Source organism: Alphaproteobacteria bacterium SS10, from assembly GCA_019192455.1.
Taxonomy (GTDB): Bacteria; Pseudomonadota; Alphaproteobacteria; order TMED2; family TMED2; genus TMED2.
The window spans coordinates 38,811-52,323 of record JAHCML010000009.1; the positions used below are offsets into that span (position 1 = coordinate 38,811).

The 13,513-nt window shown below is 59.5% G+C and carries 13 protein-coding genes; 11 read left to right on the forward strand and 2 right to left on the reverse strand.

Annotated elements, in window-relative coordinates:
- The first annotated feature begins 52 nt into the window (after positions 1-52).
- The 4 genes from KI792_13690 (at position 53) to mnmG (ending at position 4,631) form a co-directional block, all read left to right on the forward strand.
- Positions 53-715 (forward strand): hypothetical protein, encoded by a 663-nt coding sequence (locus KI792_13690; GenBank protein ID MBV6634074.1) that lies wholly within the window; start codon positions 53-55, stop codon positions 713-715.
- Between the two features lie 6 nt (positions 716-721).
- Positions 722-2,080 (forward strand): tRNA uridine-5-carboxymethylaminomethyl(34) synthesis GTPase MnmE, encoded by a 1,359-nt coding sequence (mnmE, locus tag KI792_13695; GenBank protein MBV6634075.1) that lies wholly within the window; start codon positions 722-724, stop codon positions 2,078-2,080.
- Positions 2,081-2,125: 45 nt separating this feature from the next.
- Positions 2,126-2,566 (forward strand): DUF393 domain-containing protein, encoded by a 441-nt coding sequence (locus KI792_13700; protein ID MBV6634076.1) that lies wholly within the window; start codon positions 2,126-2,128, stop codon positions 2,564-2,566.
- A 163-nt stretch (positions 2,567-2,729) separates the two neighbouring features.
- The gene (gene mnmG, locus KI792_13705) at positions 2,730-4,631 is read left to right on the forward strand and encodes a tRNA uridine-5-carboxymethylaminomethyl(34) synthesis enzyme MnmG (GenBank protein ID MBV6634077.1); all 1,902 of its coding nucleotides are present in this window, start codon (positions 2,730-2,732) and stop codon (positions 4,629-4,631) included.
- Here mnmG and KI792_13710 read toward each other — a convergent pair.
- Positions 4,628-5,230 carry a hypothetical protein gene (locus KI792_13710; GenBank protein ID MBV6634078.1) on the reverse strand — a complete coding sequence of 201 codons (603 nt, stop codon included), beginning with the start codon at positions 5,228-5,230 and terminating at the stop codon, positions 4,628-4,630. The genes mnmG and KI792_13710 overlap by 4 nt on opposite strands.
- Positions 5,231-5,296: 66 nt before the next feature.
- On the opposite strand from KI792_13710, the gene rsmG reads away from it, so the two are divergent.
- The 7 genes from rsmG (at position 5,297) to KI792_13745 (ending at position 12,210) form a co-directional block, all read left to right on the forward strand.
- Positions 5,297-5,905, forward strand: a complete 609-nt coding sequence (rsmG, locus tag KI792_13715; protein ID MBV6634079.1) for a 16S rRNA (guanine(527)-N(7))-methyltransferase RsmG — start codon at positions 5,297-5,299, stop codon at positions 5,903-5,905.
- Positions 5,906-6,292: 387 nt separating this feature from the next.
- Entirely contained in the window at positions 6,293-7,084 is a 792-nt protein-coding gene (locus tag KI792_13720; GenBank protein ID MBV6634080.1) for a ParA family protein, read from the forward strand.
- Between the two features lie 2 nt (positions 7,085-7,086).
- The gene (locus tag KI792_13725) at positions 7,087-8,031 is read left to right on the forward strand and encodes a ParB/RepB/Spo0J family partition protein (protein ID MBV6634081.1); all 945 of its coding nucleotides are present in this window, start codon (positions 7,087-7,089) and stop codon (positions 8,029-8,031) included.
- Between the two features lie 141 nt (positions 8,032-8,172).
- Positions 8,173-8,859 (forward strand): HAD family phosphatase, encoded by a 687-nt coding sequence (locus tag KI792_13730; GenBank protein MBV6634082.1) that lies wholly within the window; start codon positions 8,173-8,175, stop codon positions 8,857-8,859.
- 241 nt (positions 8,860-9,100) lie between these two features.
- Complete coding sequence (locus tag KI792_13735) at positions 9,101-9,826, forward strand: HAD family phosphatase (GenBank protein MBV6634083.1); 726 nt, start codon at positions 9,101-9,103, stop codon at positions 9,824-9,826.
- A 79-nt stretch (positions 9,827-9,905) separates the two neighbouring features.
- On the forward strand, positions 9,906-11,213 hold the full coding sequence (locus KI792_13740) for an alpha/beta hydrolase (GenBank protein ID MBV6634084.1): 1,308 nt from the start codon (positions 9,906-9,908) through the stop codon (positions 11,211-11,213).
- A complete protein-coding gene (locus tag KI792_13745) occupies positions 11,125-12,210 on the forward strand; it encodes an alpha/beta hydrolase (GenBank protein ID MBV6634085.1) in 1,086 nt (361 codons plus the stop codon). The genes KI792_13740 and KI792_13745 overlap by 89 nt, the downstream gene beginning before the upstream one ends.
- An 18-nt stretch (positions 12,211-12,228) precedes the next feature.
- Here KI792_13745 and KI792_13750 read toward each other — a convergent pair whose 3' ends face one another.
- Positions 12,229-13,389, reverse strand: a complete 1,161-nt coding sequence (locus tag KI792_13750; GenBank protein MBV6634086.1) for a DUF4261 domain-containing protein — start codon at positions 13,387-13,389, stop codon at positions 12,229-12,231.
- Positions 13,390-13,513: the final 124 nt, after the last annotated feature.

Below are 13,513 nucleotides of genomic sequence, written 5' to 3' on the forward strand. Positions count from 1 at the left end.
CAGATGTTTCACGTGAAACATTGTCCGGTATAGCCATGCCCCAGTTCTAGCGATGTCAAAGAAACAGAAGCGCGATACTGGTCACCCACTTGGCCACCCTCTTGGCCGCTGGCTGATCTACAGCCTGGTCCTGATCGCCATCGGCCTATGCCTGGCGCTGACCCTTTATCGCCTACAGCGACCACTAAACGCCTATCTTGAGACCCAGCACTTTGCCCTGCTGATCGGCCTCGCCATGGCTATCGCCGCGCCCTTCGCCATCTATCTTGGCCGGATCGGCGTCATGTTTCTGACCGAGGGCAAGCGCATTCGGCGGGAGGCAAAAGCCACCACCGATCCACGGCGGCAGATCCAGCTGGACCACGGCGCGCAGGCGCAAAGCCTGGCCGGGCTCGGCATTCTGATGCTGGCGCTGCTGCTGGGATATGGGCTCGCCGGTGGCGTTGTGGCGCTGAATGCCTTTGCCGGACCACCGGGTGAGACCTTGGCGGCAAAGGTTGAGAGCGCCAAGCAAGTCAAGGCTGGCAGCGATACCCGCCACACCTACTGCCGGATTGAGTTGGCGGTCAGCAATGGCGCGACCCTCACCATGGATCGACGGGCCACGGCCTGTCGGCAGTTTAAGCGCGGCATGGCGATCGAGATTGCCTATGCGCCCGGTCTGTTTAAGCTGCCGGTCTATAGCCTTGTTTCGCCCAGCCCGTCATCTGAGTAGGCCTTTGTGACCGATACCATCTTCGCTCTCGCCTCGGCACCCGGCCGCGCCGGTGTCGCCGTGATGCGGCTCTCTGGTCCAGATGCGGCGGACGCGCTGGCGGCGCTGACCCCACACCAGGTGGAACCACCGGCAAGGCTGGCCAGCCTGCGCCGCCTGATGATCCCGGGCACCGATACCGCGATTGATGAGGCGCTTGTTATCCGGTTTGAGGCACCAGCCAGCTTCACCGGCGAACATGTGGTTGAGCTTCACCTCCATGGCGGGCGGGCGATTATCGACACCCTGGCCTCTACCCTCGCCACCCTGCCCGGCCTGCGCCTCGCCATGCCTGGTGAGTTCACCCGCCGCGCGTTTGAGAATGGCCGCCTGGATTTGACCGAGGCCGAGGCCGTCGCCGATCTGATCAATGCCGAGACCGAGGCCCAGCGCCTGCAGGCCCTCGATCAGCTGGGCGGCGCGCTCAAGTCGCTCTATCAGGGCTGGGCCGATCGCCTGACCCGCAGCATGGCGCATCTCGAGGCCGATATCGATTTCCCGGATGAGGATTTGCCGGACGGCATCGTCGTCCGGATTAAGCCAGGGCTGGATAAACTGATTGCCGAGATCGACGCCCATCTGGCCGATAACCGCCGGGGTGAGCGCCTGCGCGACGGCGTCTCCATCGCCATTCTGGGTGCACCCAATGCCGGTAAATCATCCCTGCTAAACGCCATCGCGGCGCGGGACGCGGCCATCGTCTCAGACATCGCGGGCACGACGCGTGACGCAATTGAGGTGCATTTGGACCTAGGCGGCTATCCCGTCACCCTGATCGATACGGCGGGGTTAAGGGAAACCGAGGACACGATTGAGAGTGAGGGCATCCGCCGCGCCCTGGCCCGGGCGGATCAGGCGGATTTGAAACTGATCGTCGTGGATGCCGCCGAGCTAAGCCAGACAAGTCCGCGTCTGCCACCGATGCTAGACGCCATGGTCGATGCCCAAACCCTGATCGCGTTGAACAAGACCGATTTGGCGCTCAACCCCGCTACCGGCCTGCCGATTGAGTTTGGCGGGCGCCCGGCGATTGCGGTGAGCGCGAAGACCGGCGATGGCCTCGACAATCTGCTGCATGCCCTGCAAGCCAGCACGGCGGATAGTTTGGGTAAGGCGAGCGCCGGCCCCACCCTGACCCGCGCCCGGCACAGGGAAGCGCTGCAGGAATGCCGCGATAGCTTGCAGCGCGCCAAAACCGCCCCGGCGCCAGAACTGGCGGCGGAGGATACGCGCCTCGCCCTGCGCGCCCTGGGCCGCATTACCGGCCGGGTGGATGTGGAAGATCTGCTCGACGTGATTTTCCGCGATTTCTGCATCGGGAAATAGTCGCAGACGCTGGAGGGCTGGGCGTCCACACCCCATATCCAGTATATGACCGAGCAGCCAACCTCCCCACCAACCTATGTCGTCTATGACGGCGATTGCCCGCTTTGCGCCACCTATATCAAGCTGGTGCGCCTGCGCGACGCGACTGGGCCGGTTGAGATGATTGATGCGCGCAGCGACCATCCGGTGGTCGAGATGCTGTGGGCCAAGGGCTATGACCTCGATGAGGGAATGGCCCTAGTAGAGAATTTTGGGGTGGAGAAATTTGGGCGTGATGATCAGGCCATCACCTATGGCCCGGAATGTGTGAACCGCCTGGCGCTGATGACCACGCCCTCTGGTGTCTTTAACCGCGCCACCGCCGCCTTGCTCCGCTCCCAGCGCCGCGCCGATGCGCTGTACCCCATCTTCCGCGCCGGTCGTAACGCCGCGCTGAAAGTCCTGGGCAAGCCGCAGATAAAGACCAAACGCGCCGCCCAAAACTAAAACCGGCCTGTGGCCCGTGTTTCACGTGAAACATCGATCTGCGACTAGAAGACCGGTGGCGGCAGGGCGCTCATGCATCAACAGGCTTTGACGCTGTCCTCCATCGCGCCTACATTCCCAATCTCTAGAGACATTTAGGACTATTCAGATCGTGGCTGATCGGATGGAAACCCTGCTGACCGGCGTGGCGGCGGGTAAAGCATATGATGTGATTGTCGTCGGCGGTGGCCATGCGGGCACCGAGGCCGCGGCTGCGTCCGCCCGTATGGGTGCGGCGACCCTATTGCTTACCCATAAGCTTGAGACCATTGGCGTCATGTCCTGCAACCCGGCCATCGGCGGGTTGGGTAAGGGGCATTTGACCCGTGAGATTGATGCGCTGGACGGCATTATGGGCCTCGCCATCGATCAGGGCGGCATCCAGTTCCGCACGCTCAACGCTTCTAAGGGCCCAGCGGTGCGCGGCCCGCGCGCCCAGGCTGACCGCCACCTCTACCGCCTGGCGGTGCAAGAGTTGCTGGCCCAGACCCCAAATTTGGATATTCGCGCCGCCGGGGCTGAGGATTTGGCCCTGAACGACGCCGGTGAGGTGATCGGCGTTGTGACCAGCGACGGCGATACCGTTGCCTGCGGTGCGGTGGTAATCACCACCGGCACCTTCCTGCGCGGCCTGATCCATATTGGTGAGCAGAAGATCCCCGCCGGTCGGGTTGGTGAGGCACCGGCCATGGGCCTATCCGCCACGTTAGAGCGGGCGGGCTTTAATCTCGGCCGCTTGAAGACCGGTACGCCGGCGCGGCTGGACGCCTCAACGATTGATTACGCCGGGCTGGATGAACAGCCGGGGGATGAGCCACCGCCCCCCTTCTCCTACCTGACGGATAAGATCACGACGCCGCAGGTGCCCTGCCACATCACCTATACCAATGAGACGACCCACGAGATCATCCGCGGTAATCTCGACCGGGCGCCGATCTATTCCGGGCAGATCGAGGGCACGGGCCCCCGCTATTGCCCATCGATTGAGGATAAGGTCGTCCGCTTCGCCGATAAGTCGCGGCACCAGATCTTCCTGGAGCCTGAGGGCCTGCCCGGCAATCCCGACGGCAACACCGTCTATCCGAACGGCATCTCCACCTCCCTGCCGGAGGAGGTTCAGCTCGCCTGGCTAAAAACCATCCCGGGGCTTGAGAAGGCGGAAGTATTCAAGCCCGGCTATGCCATCGAATATGATTATGTCGATCCGCGAGAGCTGGTCGCGACCCTAGAGACCCGCAAGCTGCCGGGCCTATTCCTAGCCGGGCAAATCAACGGGACCACGGGTTATGAGGAGGCGGGCGCCCAGGGCCTTATCGCCGGGGTCAATGCCGCACTGAAAGCCGCTGGCGGTGGTGAGACCTTCACCCTCGACCGCTCAGAGGCCTATATCGGCGTGTTGATCGATGATTTGATCACCCGCGGCGCGCCAGAGCCGTACCGCATGTTCACCAGCCGTGCGGAGTACCGGCTGTTGCTGCGCGCCGATAACGCCGATCAACGCCTTACCCAGCGCGGCATCGATCTGGGCGTGGTGGCCAGCCGCCGGGCCCAAGCCTGGGGTGAGAAGGCAGGGAAGCTTGAGGCCGCGCGCAGTTTCGCAGCACGGCATCAGGCAACCCCGCAAGAGCTGGAGCGTCACGGCGTCCATGTGAACAATGACGGCCAACGCCGCAGCATTGCCGATCTGCTGCGCTATCCCGATATCGATGTCCCACGCCTCGCCGCCATCTGGCCAGAACTGGGGGGGATGGATGCCGGGATCACCGAGCAGATCACCATCGATGCGCAATATGCCGGCTATATTGAGCGGCAAGAGGCCGATATCCGCGCCTTCAAAAAGGACGAGCAGCTGGCCCTACCAGCCAGCCTCGACTACGACGCCATTGGCTCCCTCTCCAACGAAATCCGCGACCGCCTCAAACAGGCCCAGCCCGCCACCCTAGGCGCCGCCTCCCGCCTACCCGGCGTTACGCCCGCAGCGGTGGTTGCGTTGCTGCGCCATGTGAAGAAGCGGGATGCGGCTTAATCTCCCCCTCCGTAGATCAGAACGTCAAAAGGCGATGGTGTCGGCCCGCCCTCGTCTCTAAGCAACTCTTCAATGCGCATTTGGCGTGCGAAATCCAGAAACTGGTGAACTTTATTGTCCTTATGAGATGTGACGAGGATCAGATCTCTTATCTCTGCTATTGGTGAGATGAACTTCTTAGTCTTTTCGATTAAGTCCGAAAAATTTGAGAAGGGGATCGGGTGTCCATAATTTCCACCCTTTTGAACAGGCGTTGAATATAAAAATTTTACAATATCCGCGTCATTTTCAATTATAAATGTACAATGTGTTATAATATTCCTAATCGTAGACATCTTCGAAATTTTGTCCATTTGGCGCTTTAGCTCTTTTTTCTTATTTTGGTCTGCTGATGTAATATCAACAAAGTATTTTATGATATTAATTTTTGTTCTCAACTGTATCTGCGACAATAATATTGATCTATTTCTATGGTTCAGCATAAATCCACCTGATATCACAAGGTCAATACTGCTTTCCATTGAGTTCCAATGAAAAAGAAATTCTCCAATAAGCTTGAAGGCGTCATCATATCTGGATCTATCTGTGTCAGATGACATTGCTAGAGCTTTCGTTGATCATTAAACGGCATAAAAGCGCAGACCTTGCGTCTAGGCTACCCTCCCATAACAAACCGAAACTTTAAGCTCGCCTTGTCCACGCTCAAAGTGCCTAAATCGCTGGAAACCTATGCCGCGCTGCTGCGGAAGTGGCAGGGCTCGATCAATCTTGTCGGGCCTAAGACGTTGGATGATGTCTGGACCCGGCATTTTGGGGATTCTGGGCAGGTGCTCGATTTCCTGCCAAATGAGCCGTTGCGGGTTGTCGACTTTGGTACCGGGGCTGGGTTTCCCGGGATGGTGCTGGCGATGCTGCGTGCCGATCTCGATGTCCATCTGGTCGAATCCGACCAGCGGAAATGCGCTTTTCTACGCACCGTCGCCCGTGAGACGGCAACCAATGTCACGATCCACAATGACCGGGTGGAAAATCTTCCACCTCTCGACGCCCATGTGGTGACCGCGAGGGCCTTGGCACCCTTGGATAAATTGCTGGGTTACGCACAGCCCCACCTCACCGCAGATGGATTTTGTATCTTTTTGAAGGGACAAAATGTAGATGCGGAATTGACCGATGCTACTAAATGTTGGAATTTCGAGGTGGAAAGCCATGTCAGCGAAACGGATCGTGACGCGCGGGTTTTGGTGATTAAGGGCCTTCAGGAAATTTCTTGAGCGCCGCTTAAATTTCACCGCTTTTCTGCCCCTTTAGGGCCCCTCTCGGGCCTTCTAAGGGCCCCGGCGCCGCGCTAGAAGATAACGTCCGCTATACCTGATTTGTCTGACCATTCCGCGTTTCGGAGCCAAATAGGTCGCCTTATGTCCGCATCCGCCCACGATATGATCATCAATCTGAACGGTAACGCACCACCACCCCAGGTGGCGGCCCCCCAAAGACTGACAGAGCAGGTGGCACCCCGCCCGGCACCACCACCAAAGGCACCAAAGCCTGATGTGACCGCGTCCACCGTTGCGAATTATCAGGGGGCGTCCTATCAACGGAGCCTGGAGCGCGAGCTGCGCCGAACCAATTGGAACTGGCCCGTGAGTGGAGAGCTGACCCTGCCAACCGTGATCGCCATCGCCAATCAAAAGGGCGGGGTGGGTAAAACCACGACAGCGATCAATCTAGGCACCGCGCTGGCCGCGATTGGTAAGCGCGTGCTGCTGCTCGACACCGACCCGCAGGGCAATGCCTCCACCGGTCTGGGGGTTGAGCGCGATGCCGATGCGCTGAATGTCTATGATCTGCTGTTGGGTGAGGCCGAACTCGCCGATTGCATTCGTAAGACCCCAATCCCTGGCCTCGCCATTGTCCCCTCCTCCATCGATCTATCCGGTGCGGAGATTGAGCTGGTGAATGAGCGGCGGCGGGAATTCCGCCTGCGCGAGGCCATTCGCAATGTGCCGATGGCCTTTGACTTCATCATCATCGACTGCCCGCCGGCCCTTGGCATGCTGACCCTGAACGGGCTGGTTGCCGCGCATCAGGTGTTGGTGCCGCTGCAGGCTGAGTTCTACGCCCTTGAGGGGTTGAGCCACCTAACCCGTACGATCAGCCTGGTTCAGGGTGGCTTGAACCGCGACCTGACGGTGATGGGTGTGGTCCTGACCATGGTCGATAACCGCACCAATCTTAGCCAGGCGGTTGAGGAAGATGTGCGCACCCATATGGGCGGCAAGGTCTTCACCACCACGATCCCACGGAACATCCGCCTGTCCGAGGCACCGAGCCATGGCCTACCGGCCCTGATCTATGATCACCGCTGCGCGGGCAGCCAGGCCTATATGGATCTGGCCAAGGAAGTGCTGCAAAGCCTGCCGCCTGAACAGGCCCAAACGGGAGCGGCGTAATCATGAGTGCTGCCAAAAAAGAAGCGGGCGGTGGACGCAAGCGTGGCCTCGGCCGTGGGTTGAACGCCCTGTTTAATGAGGCGGATGCCGTCTACCCGGACGCCGATGCGCAAGCTGGTGCAGCCAAAGAAGCCCCTGCCGCTGCGAGTGCTGGTGCCGCTGGGCCCAAAACCCTACCGCTGGAGAAGCTGGTCGCCGGTCAGTTTCAGCCGCGCACCCAGTTTGATGAGGACGCGCTGAAAGAGCTCGCCGCCTCTATTAAAGAGAATGGGCTGATCCAACCGATCCTGGTTCGCCCCCTGCCCGGCACCGACAATCATGAGATTATCGCCGGTGAGCGTCGTTGGCGCGCCTGCCAGCTGGCACAGCTGCATGATGTGCCGGTGGTCATCCGGGAATATAATGACACCGAGGCACTGCAAGTTGCCCTGGTTGAGAACCTGCAACGGGAAGACCTCAACCCACTTGAAGAGGCCGCCGGCCTACAACGCCTGATTGATGAGTTTGGCCATCGTCAGGAGGAAGTGGCGCAAGCGGTCGGTAAGTCCCGCTCCCACGTTGCCAACACGCTCCGCCTGCTCGGCCTTGAGCCCGCGATCCGTGAGCTGGTTACCGGTGGCAAACTCTCCGCCGGTCACGCCCGCGCCCTAATCGGTGTGCCGGATGCGGTTATCCTCGCCCAAAACGTGGCAGCCCGCGGCCTGAGCGTTCGGGAGACGGAGAAGCTGGCCAAGGCGCGCAAGGAAGGCACCGATGACGGTCAGGCCAAGGCGTTGAAGAAAGCCGCTGCCTCAACCAAAGATGCCGACATCCTCGCGCTGGAGCATGATCTGTCCATGCGCCTGGGCCTGAAGGTGGCAATCGATGGGGCCGGACAGAAGGGTAAGGTGACAATCGAGTACCAAACCCTCGAACAGCTGGATGAGCTGATCCGCCGCCTTACCTAAGCGGCCCCCTTGCCAATTCTCACCGTTAGTTACTTTCAAAGACCTGATCGATAGTCCCGTTGGTCCGTAGCGATCAATCGCCACGCCTTGAAGCACGCCATTGCACGGGAGCCCGCCTTAACGGCGACGCGCAACCTATCGATGCCAAATTTCAAAGCCATTCTCAGCGATCTCGATGGAACGCTTACCGACGGTGAACACATTCACCAAGAGGCCTTCGAGAAGATCTGCAATCAACTTGGCGCAAATGTCAGCACCAAAGAAGCCGCCAGCTACCAGGGCGTGGCGCTTGATAAGAAATATGCTGATGTTCAGCATCGCTTTGACCAGCCGATTGAGTATGAAGAGTTCGCCGACCGCGTCAGCTCGTACTACGCGTTGAAATGGCGGGAAATCCATGTGATCGCTGGCGCCCCTGAACTGCTGCAGCAGGGCCATTCCCAAGGCATGCGCCTCGGTGCGGTTACAAACGGAACCGCTATGGAGCGGGATACCAATCTCGCAGCCCTCGGCCCCAAGACGGCCGAGCTGCTTGAGTTCGTGATCAATATCGATGATGTGAAGCGCCCGAAGCCAGAGCCTGAAGGTTACCTTCTGGGCGCGCAACGCCTGGGCATTGATCCGAAAGACATCCTGGCACTCGAGGACACACCAACCGGTGTTGAGGCAGCAAAGGCCGCCGGCATGACGGTTATCCAAATTCAGCCGGACCCAGCGCTGGTCAGTGATCAAGCCGATCTGGTCGTGGATAGCTGGCACAGCCCAGCCGTCGCGCAATTCATTGGGCTGGATCCGACAGCAACGCCGCGCCGAGGGCCGGGCGCTTAAAGCCATTTATAGGCCCAAAATCTGGGCTAGCCCGATTTCGACCACGAACAGATCACGAAAGCTGGCGGAAATGCTTCAGCGTTTTAGATAGGCCATCCGCGAAATCAGCCCATTTTCGTTAAGTATCTGTTTCATTTGCGTGAATTTGGCGTGATTCCCGCCCTCGCCCCCTAGCGATTTTCCCGCACGACCTATTGGTTAGTGGCCAGAGAGTTGGCCCCCAACCAAAAGAAGCAGACAAATGCTGTCCCGACCCCTAGCCGTCCTGACCGACATCGACGGCACCATGGCGTTAAGCGAAGAGCTCCACGCCGAAGGAACCAAGAAGATTGCGAAAGCTGTCTATGGCATCGATCTAACCGAAGAAGAACTTCGGGAGATTAATGGCCAAGGCGCGAAGAAGCGGTTTGAGATGATCGAACGCGCGCTTGAACGCTCGGGCAAGGACCCGGCTAAGGCGAACCAGGCGGAATTCGATGACATGATGACCGCCTACTTCATGACCAACTGGGATAAGGTCACGGTAATGCCGGGCGCCCAGCGCGTTTTGAACAAATTGTCGGCCAATGATGTGCCAATGGGCGCCGTGACGAACGCGACGAGCGATGTCGCTGATGTCACCCTCGCCGTTTTGGGTGATGAGCGTGAGCATCTTCAGTTCACGGTCAGCCTCGATGATGTGCTGAAGGGAAAACCCGATCCGGAAGGTTATCTCAAAGGTGCGGCCAAGCTCGGTCTGACCACGCCAGAGCAGCGATCACAGATCGTCGCGCTGGAAGATAGTTTGGTCGGCGTCGAGGCGGCCAAGCGTGCCGGCTTTAAAGTCATCCAAATTCAAACCGACCCAAAGATGATCCACCCGCAGGCGGATCTAGTGGTGAAGGATTTGAATGATCCACGCGTCGATTACCTGCTTGGCATCGGTCCCGATCCGGCAGCCATCCCACGCAAAGGTCTGGCGGCCTAACCCTCGGTAAAACGAGCGTCACCCACCCGAATTTAAGTTCAGTGATCGTTATCCTCCCGGTGAAATCCCAGGTCAGGCAATGGTTCTCTCCGCGCTAACAGGTGGCCCCCGCCCCGATGAACCAGATCATTCCGGTCTGGCTGACGTACCACCGCATATTGTTGAGGCACCGGAAGGCATGCGCGTTTCCCGGTTCCGAAATGATGAGGGTGCCGCGATCCGTTATGCCTGGGTTGAACCACCAGATGGCAAGGTTGAGCGGGTCTCAATCCTGGTCACCGGTTTTCGGGAAAGTATTGAGCGCTACCATGAATTGGCCAGGGAATTGGCCAATGACGGTGAAGCGGTCTGGATCATGGATTGGCGCGGCCAGGGTGGGTCCGAGCGCTATGACCCCAAGATGCCAGAGCGACCCTATGCCCAGGGCTATGGGCAAGATGCGGCCGATCTAAACAAATTCATCAAGGACGTCATTCGCCCGGATGAACGCTATCCTGGTCGGAACAAGGTGCTGCACGCCCATTCCATGGGTGGCCATATATCGCTGCGCTTCCTGCATGATTATCCGGACCAGGTGGATGCGGCCGTCATCACCTCACCGATGATGAAGATCTGGACCAAGGGTTTCCCCCCGGTGGTGGCTAAGCTGGTGGCCGGGCTCATGGACCGGATTGGCCAGGGCCATCGCTACCTGCCGCGGGAGGGCGATTGGTCCCAGCGAGACCTCAAAGAGCTCAACCAAAGCATGCAGAATGACCGTGCGGTGCGCCAAAACCTGCATCATCTGTTCTATCGCGCGATCCCTGCGATCCGCATGGGCGGCCCCACCTTTGGCTGGCTGCGCGCGGCGTTTAAGTCGATCCGCCTGGTTAATCAGCCGAAATACCTCGCCAACATTAAGACCAAGATGTTCATTGCGGTCGCTGGTCGGGACAAGTTGGTGCAGCCGAAAGCCACGATTGCCGCGGCGGAACACCTTGAGAATGCTGACGTTGAGACCTACCCCCTCAGCCAGCACTCCCTCTGGCATGAAAGCGATAGCACCAGACGCCATCTTTGGCAGAAAAGCCGAGCGTTTCTGGAGCGTGCGGCCCCTAAGGTTGACCCGGCCAAGATGCCCACCGCCACCATCGGTGCCCATGAAGGGGTTAGCGTCTTTGCCAGCGGTCCGGAGGCCCTGCCGGCCGCAAATGATGACATCCGCCAGGCAGCAGCACCGGAAAACCGCTTACAAAACCAGGGCTTACCACCCCATGCTGCACCGCAACTTTCGGGTAAACGCGGTATGATAGGTCATCATGAACCGCACCCCTCGCAACCAGCGACTGCAGCCCCGTACTTTGGACGAGGTGCCAGCGCGCCTCGGCAACCCGCCTTCGGGACTTAAGCTTGGTCAGTTTACGAACGCTGACGAGGCCAGCATCCGCTATGCCGAGGTGCCACCACATGACCCAAATGATGTCAGTGCGGTGGTCATTGATGTCACCGGTTTCCGTGAGAGTATTGAGCGCTATTACGAGCTGATGTCCGATCAGCAGGATCGCGGCATGGCCGTCTTTGCCATGGATTGGCGCGGTCAGGGCGGCTCAGAGCGTTATTGGCCCGATAAACCACAACGCCCCGGCTCCCTGGGCTACGACCATGATGTGGCCGACCTCCGCCAGTTTATTGATGAGGTTGTGCGCCCAGCAGAGCGTTTCCCGGGTAAGCCTGTGATCCTGTTTGCCCATTCCATGGGTGCCAATATCTCCATGCGCTTCATGCATGATAACCCGGACACCTTTGATGCCGCCGTGCTGTCGCCGCCTATGCTGGGTGTGCAGACCAAGGGTTTCCCACGCTGGGCGGCCAAGGGCCTCGCCCGGGCCATGCGCCTGGTTGGCCTCGGCAAAACCTATATGCCAGGTGAGGGTGATTGGGAGCCGCATCGCGAGCTGAAGGACCTGGTAACCGACCGCACCGTGCGTCAGGAGCTTCAGGACCGCTTCGCCCGGCAGCACGACGATCTTAAACTGGGCGGCGCCACGTCAATTTGGCTGGATGAGGCGCTGAAATCCATGAGTGTTCTGAGCGCGCCGGAATATCTGCGGGGGATCAAGACCCCGATCCAGATGCACTCCGCCCGCCGTGAGTTCATTGTCGACCCAGCGGCCCATGACCACGCGATGAAGCACCTGCCCAATGCCGAGATGGTGCGCCATATGGATGCCTATCACGAGATTTGGATGAAGCCGCAGCAGCGACGCGACCGGGTCTGGGATCAGGTCGACAACTATCTGCGCCGCATTGTACCCGGCGCGGATTTCAGCATCCGCCAACGCCAGGCGCCAGATGCCGCCCCACAGCCGACGCGGCGGTTGGAAAAAACCAACCCAGCGCCTTAATCGCTCAGCTCTAAGCGATTATTGGAGCGATTGGGCCTCGCCCTCTTCGACCAAACGATAGGTTAAGCGCAAGATCTTGACGGCCTCAGCCGTTTCCGCCGAACCACCGATAAGCGCACTACTGTCGCGCAGGCTCGCCTCAATCAGCCGCTCTTCGCCAAAGCCAAGGGTATCGCCCTCGCGGAATAGCTGCCCACGATCAAGTAGGTAGGCGATGACGTGAACCAGGGCCAGCGCCTGCTCGTTCGGGGGACGATCGGATGGTGCCATCTCAATCTCACGCCCGATAAAGCTCGCCAAACCCCGGGTAATCAGCCCAACCGACCCCTCTGGAACCCAGGCAGGTACGGCGTCCGGCTCAGCGGCGGCATAGGCCTGCTGAAACAATGGGGCTGTCACCGCATCGATATCGATCCACATGGTGATCAGCTGATGCCAAACCGGACGAACAGGCTTGCTATCCGCCAGCGCTGCCGTTGCTTCGGCATTGGTTTTTTGAAACGCGTTTACGAAGGCACCCGGTGGAATTGAAAGGTCTGCACTGGACCAATGGACACCCAGCACATTCGTGCTGCCGGTTGCCATGGCGGCCACAACCGCGCTCAACGCCTCAGCCGCGCGCACTTGCTCTGCTGTTGTCTGGGGGTCAACCAGGGCAAAGATAATCGTATGCCCCTGATGACTGGATAGGATCTCTGGTGCCTCAGCGAATTGCCGACGCGCCTGCCACGCTGCCGCAAACTCTTGCCGTGGCACGGGCACGGCCACCGGCACCATCAGGATTGGAACGTCGTAAACCCGGAACAGGGCTGGAACCGCCCCTTCCACCATTGGAAAGGCTTCCTGCGTACGGCCAATGATTGAGGCAGCCTCGCCCTCACTAGCCGGAATATTGGGGTCAACAAAGTCACGAACACTGCCCATATCAGCCGGCAACAGACCGCTGATCTGCTCTTGCATCGCAGCTGGATTCACAGCCTCCGGCTGTGCTTGGAGGACAAAAGCGATCATGCGCCCCTGGGGGCCATCGCCTGGATTGACTGTTGGCAGGGCGCTGCCTTGTGCCCGTGCCTCAGTAATCAGGGCGGCATGGGTGCCGATGGTCATCACCACCGCCAGGGCTAGAATTGCCATCCGGCGGTATGACACCACCCCGTTCATCCAATGCGGTAACAGCACGTATCTAACTCCCAAAGACGGCGTGGACGGGGTTAAGCCCCGACCAAATCTAAAAGCCTAGCCCTCTAGCTGCCACAAAATGGGGCCCATTCTCAACCAACCACAGCGTGATTAGGCCAGTGTT

Bases quoted from the DNA above. Each gene is read 5' to 3' on its own strand.
- KI792_13690 (MBV6634074.1), top strand. From the start codon at position 53: ATGTCAAAGAAACAGAAGCGCGATACTGGTCACCCACTTGGCCACCCT.
- KI792_13700 (MBV6634076.1), top strand. From the start codon at position 2,126: ATGACCGAGCAGCCAACCTCCCCACCAACCTATGTCGTCTATGACGGC.
- mnmG (MBV6634077.1), top strand. From the start codon at position 2,730: ATGGAAACCCTGCTGACCGGCGTGGCGGCGGGTAAAGCATATGATGTG.
- KI792_13710 (MBV6634078.1), bottom strand. From the start codon at position 5,230: ATGTCATCTGACACAGATAGATCCAGATATGATGACGCCTTCAAGCTT.
- KI792_13725 (MBV6634081.1), top strand. From the start codon at position 7,087: ATGAGTGCTGCCAAAAAAGAAGCGGGCGGTGGACGCAAGCGTGGCCTC.
- KI792_13730 (MBV6634082.1), top strand. From the start codon at position 8,173: ATGCCAAATTTCAAAGCCATTCTCAGCGATCTCGATGGAACGCTTACC.
- KI792_13735 (MBV6634083.1), top strand. From the start codon at position 9,101: ATGCTGTCCCGACCCCTAGCCGTCCTGACCGACATCGACGGCACCATG.
- KI792_13740 (MBV6634084.1), top strand. From the start codon at position 9,906: ATGGTTCTCTCCGCGCTAACAGGTGGCCCCCGCCCCGATGAACCAGAT.
- KI792_13745 (MBV6634085.1), top strand. From the start codon at position 11,125: ATGAACCGCACCCCTCGCAACCAGCGACTGCAGCCCCGTACTTTGGAC.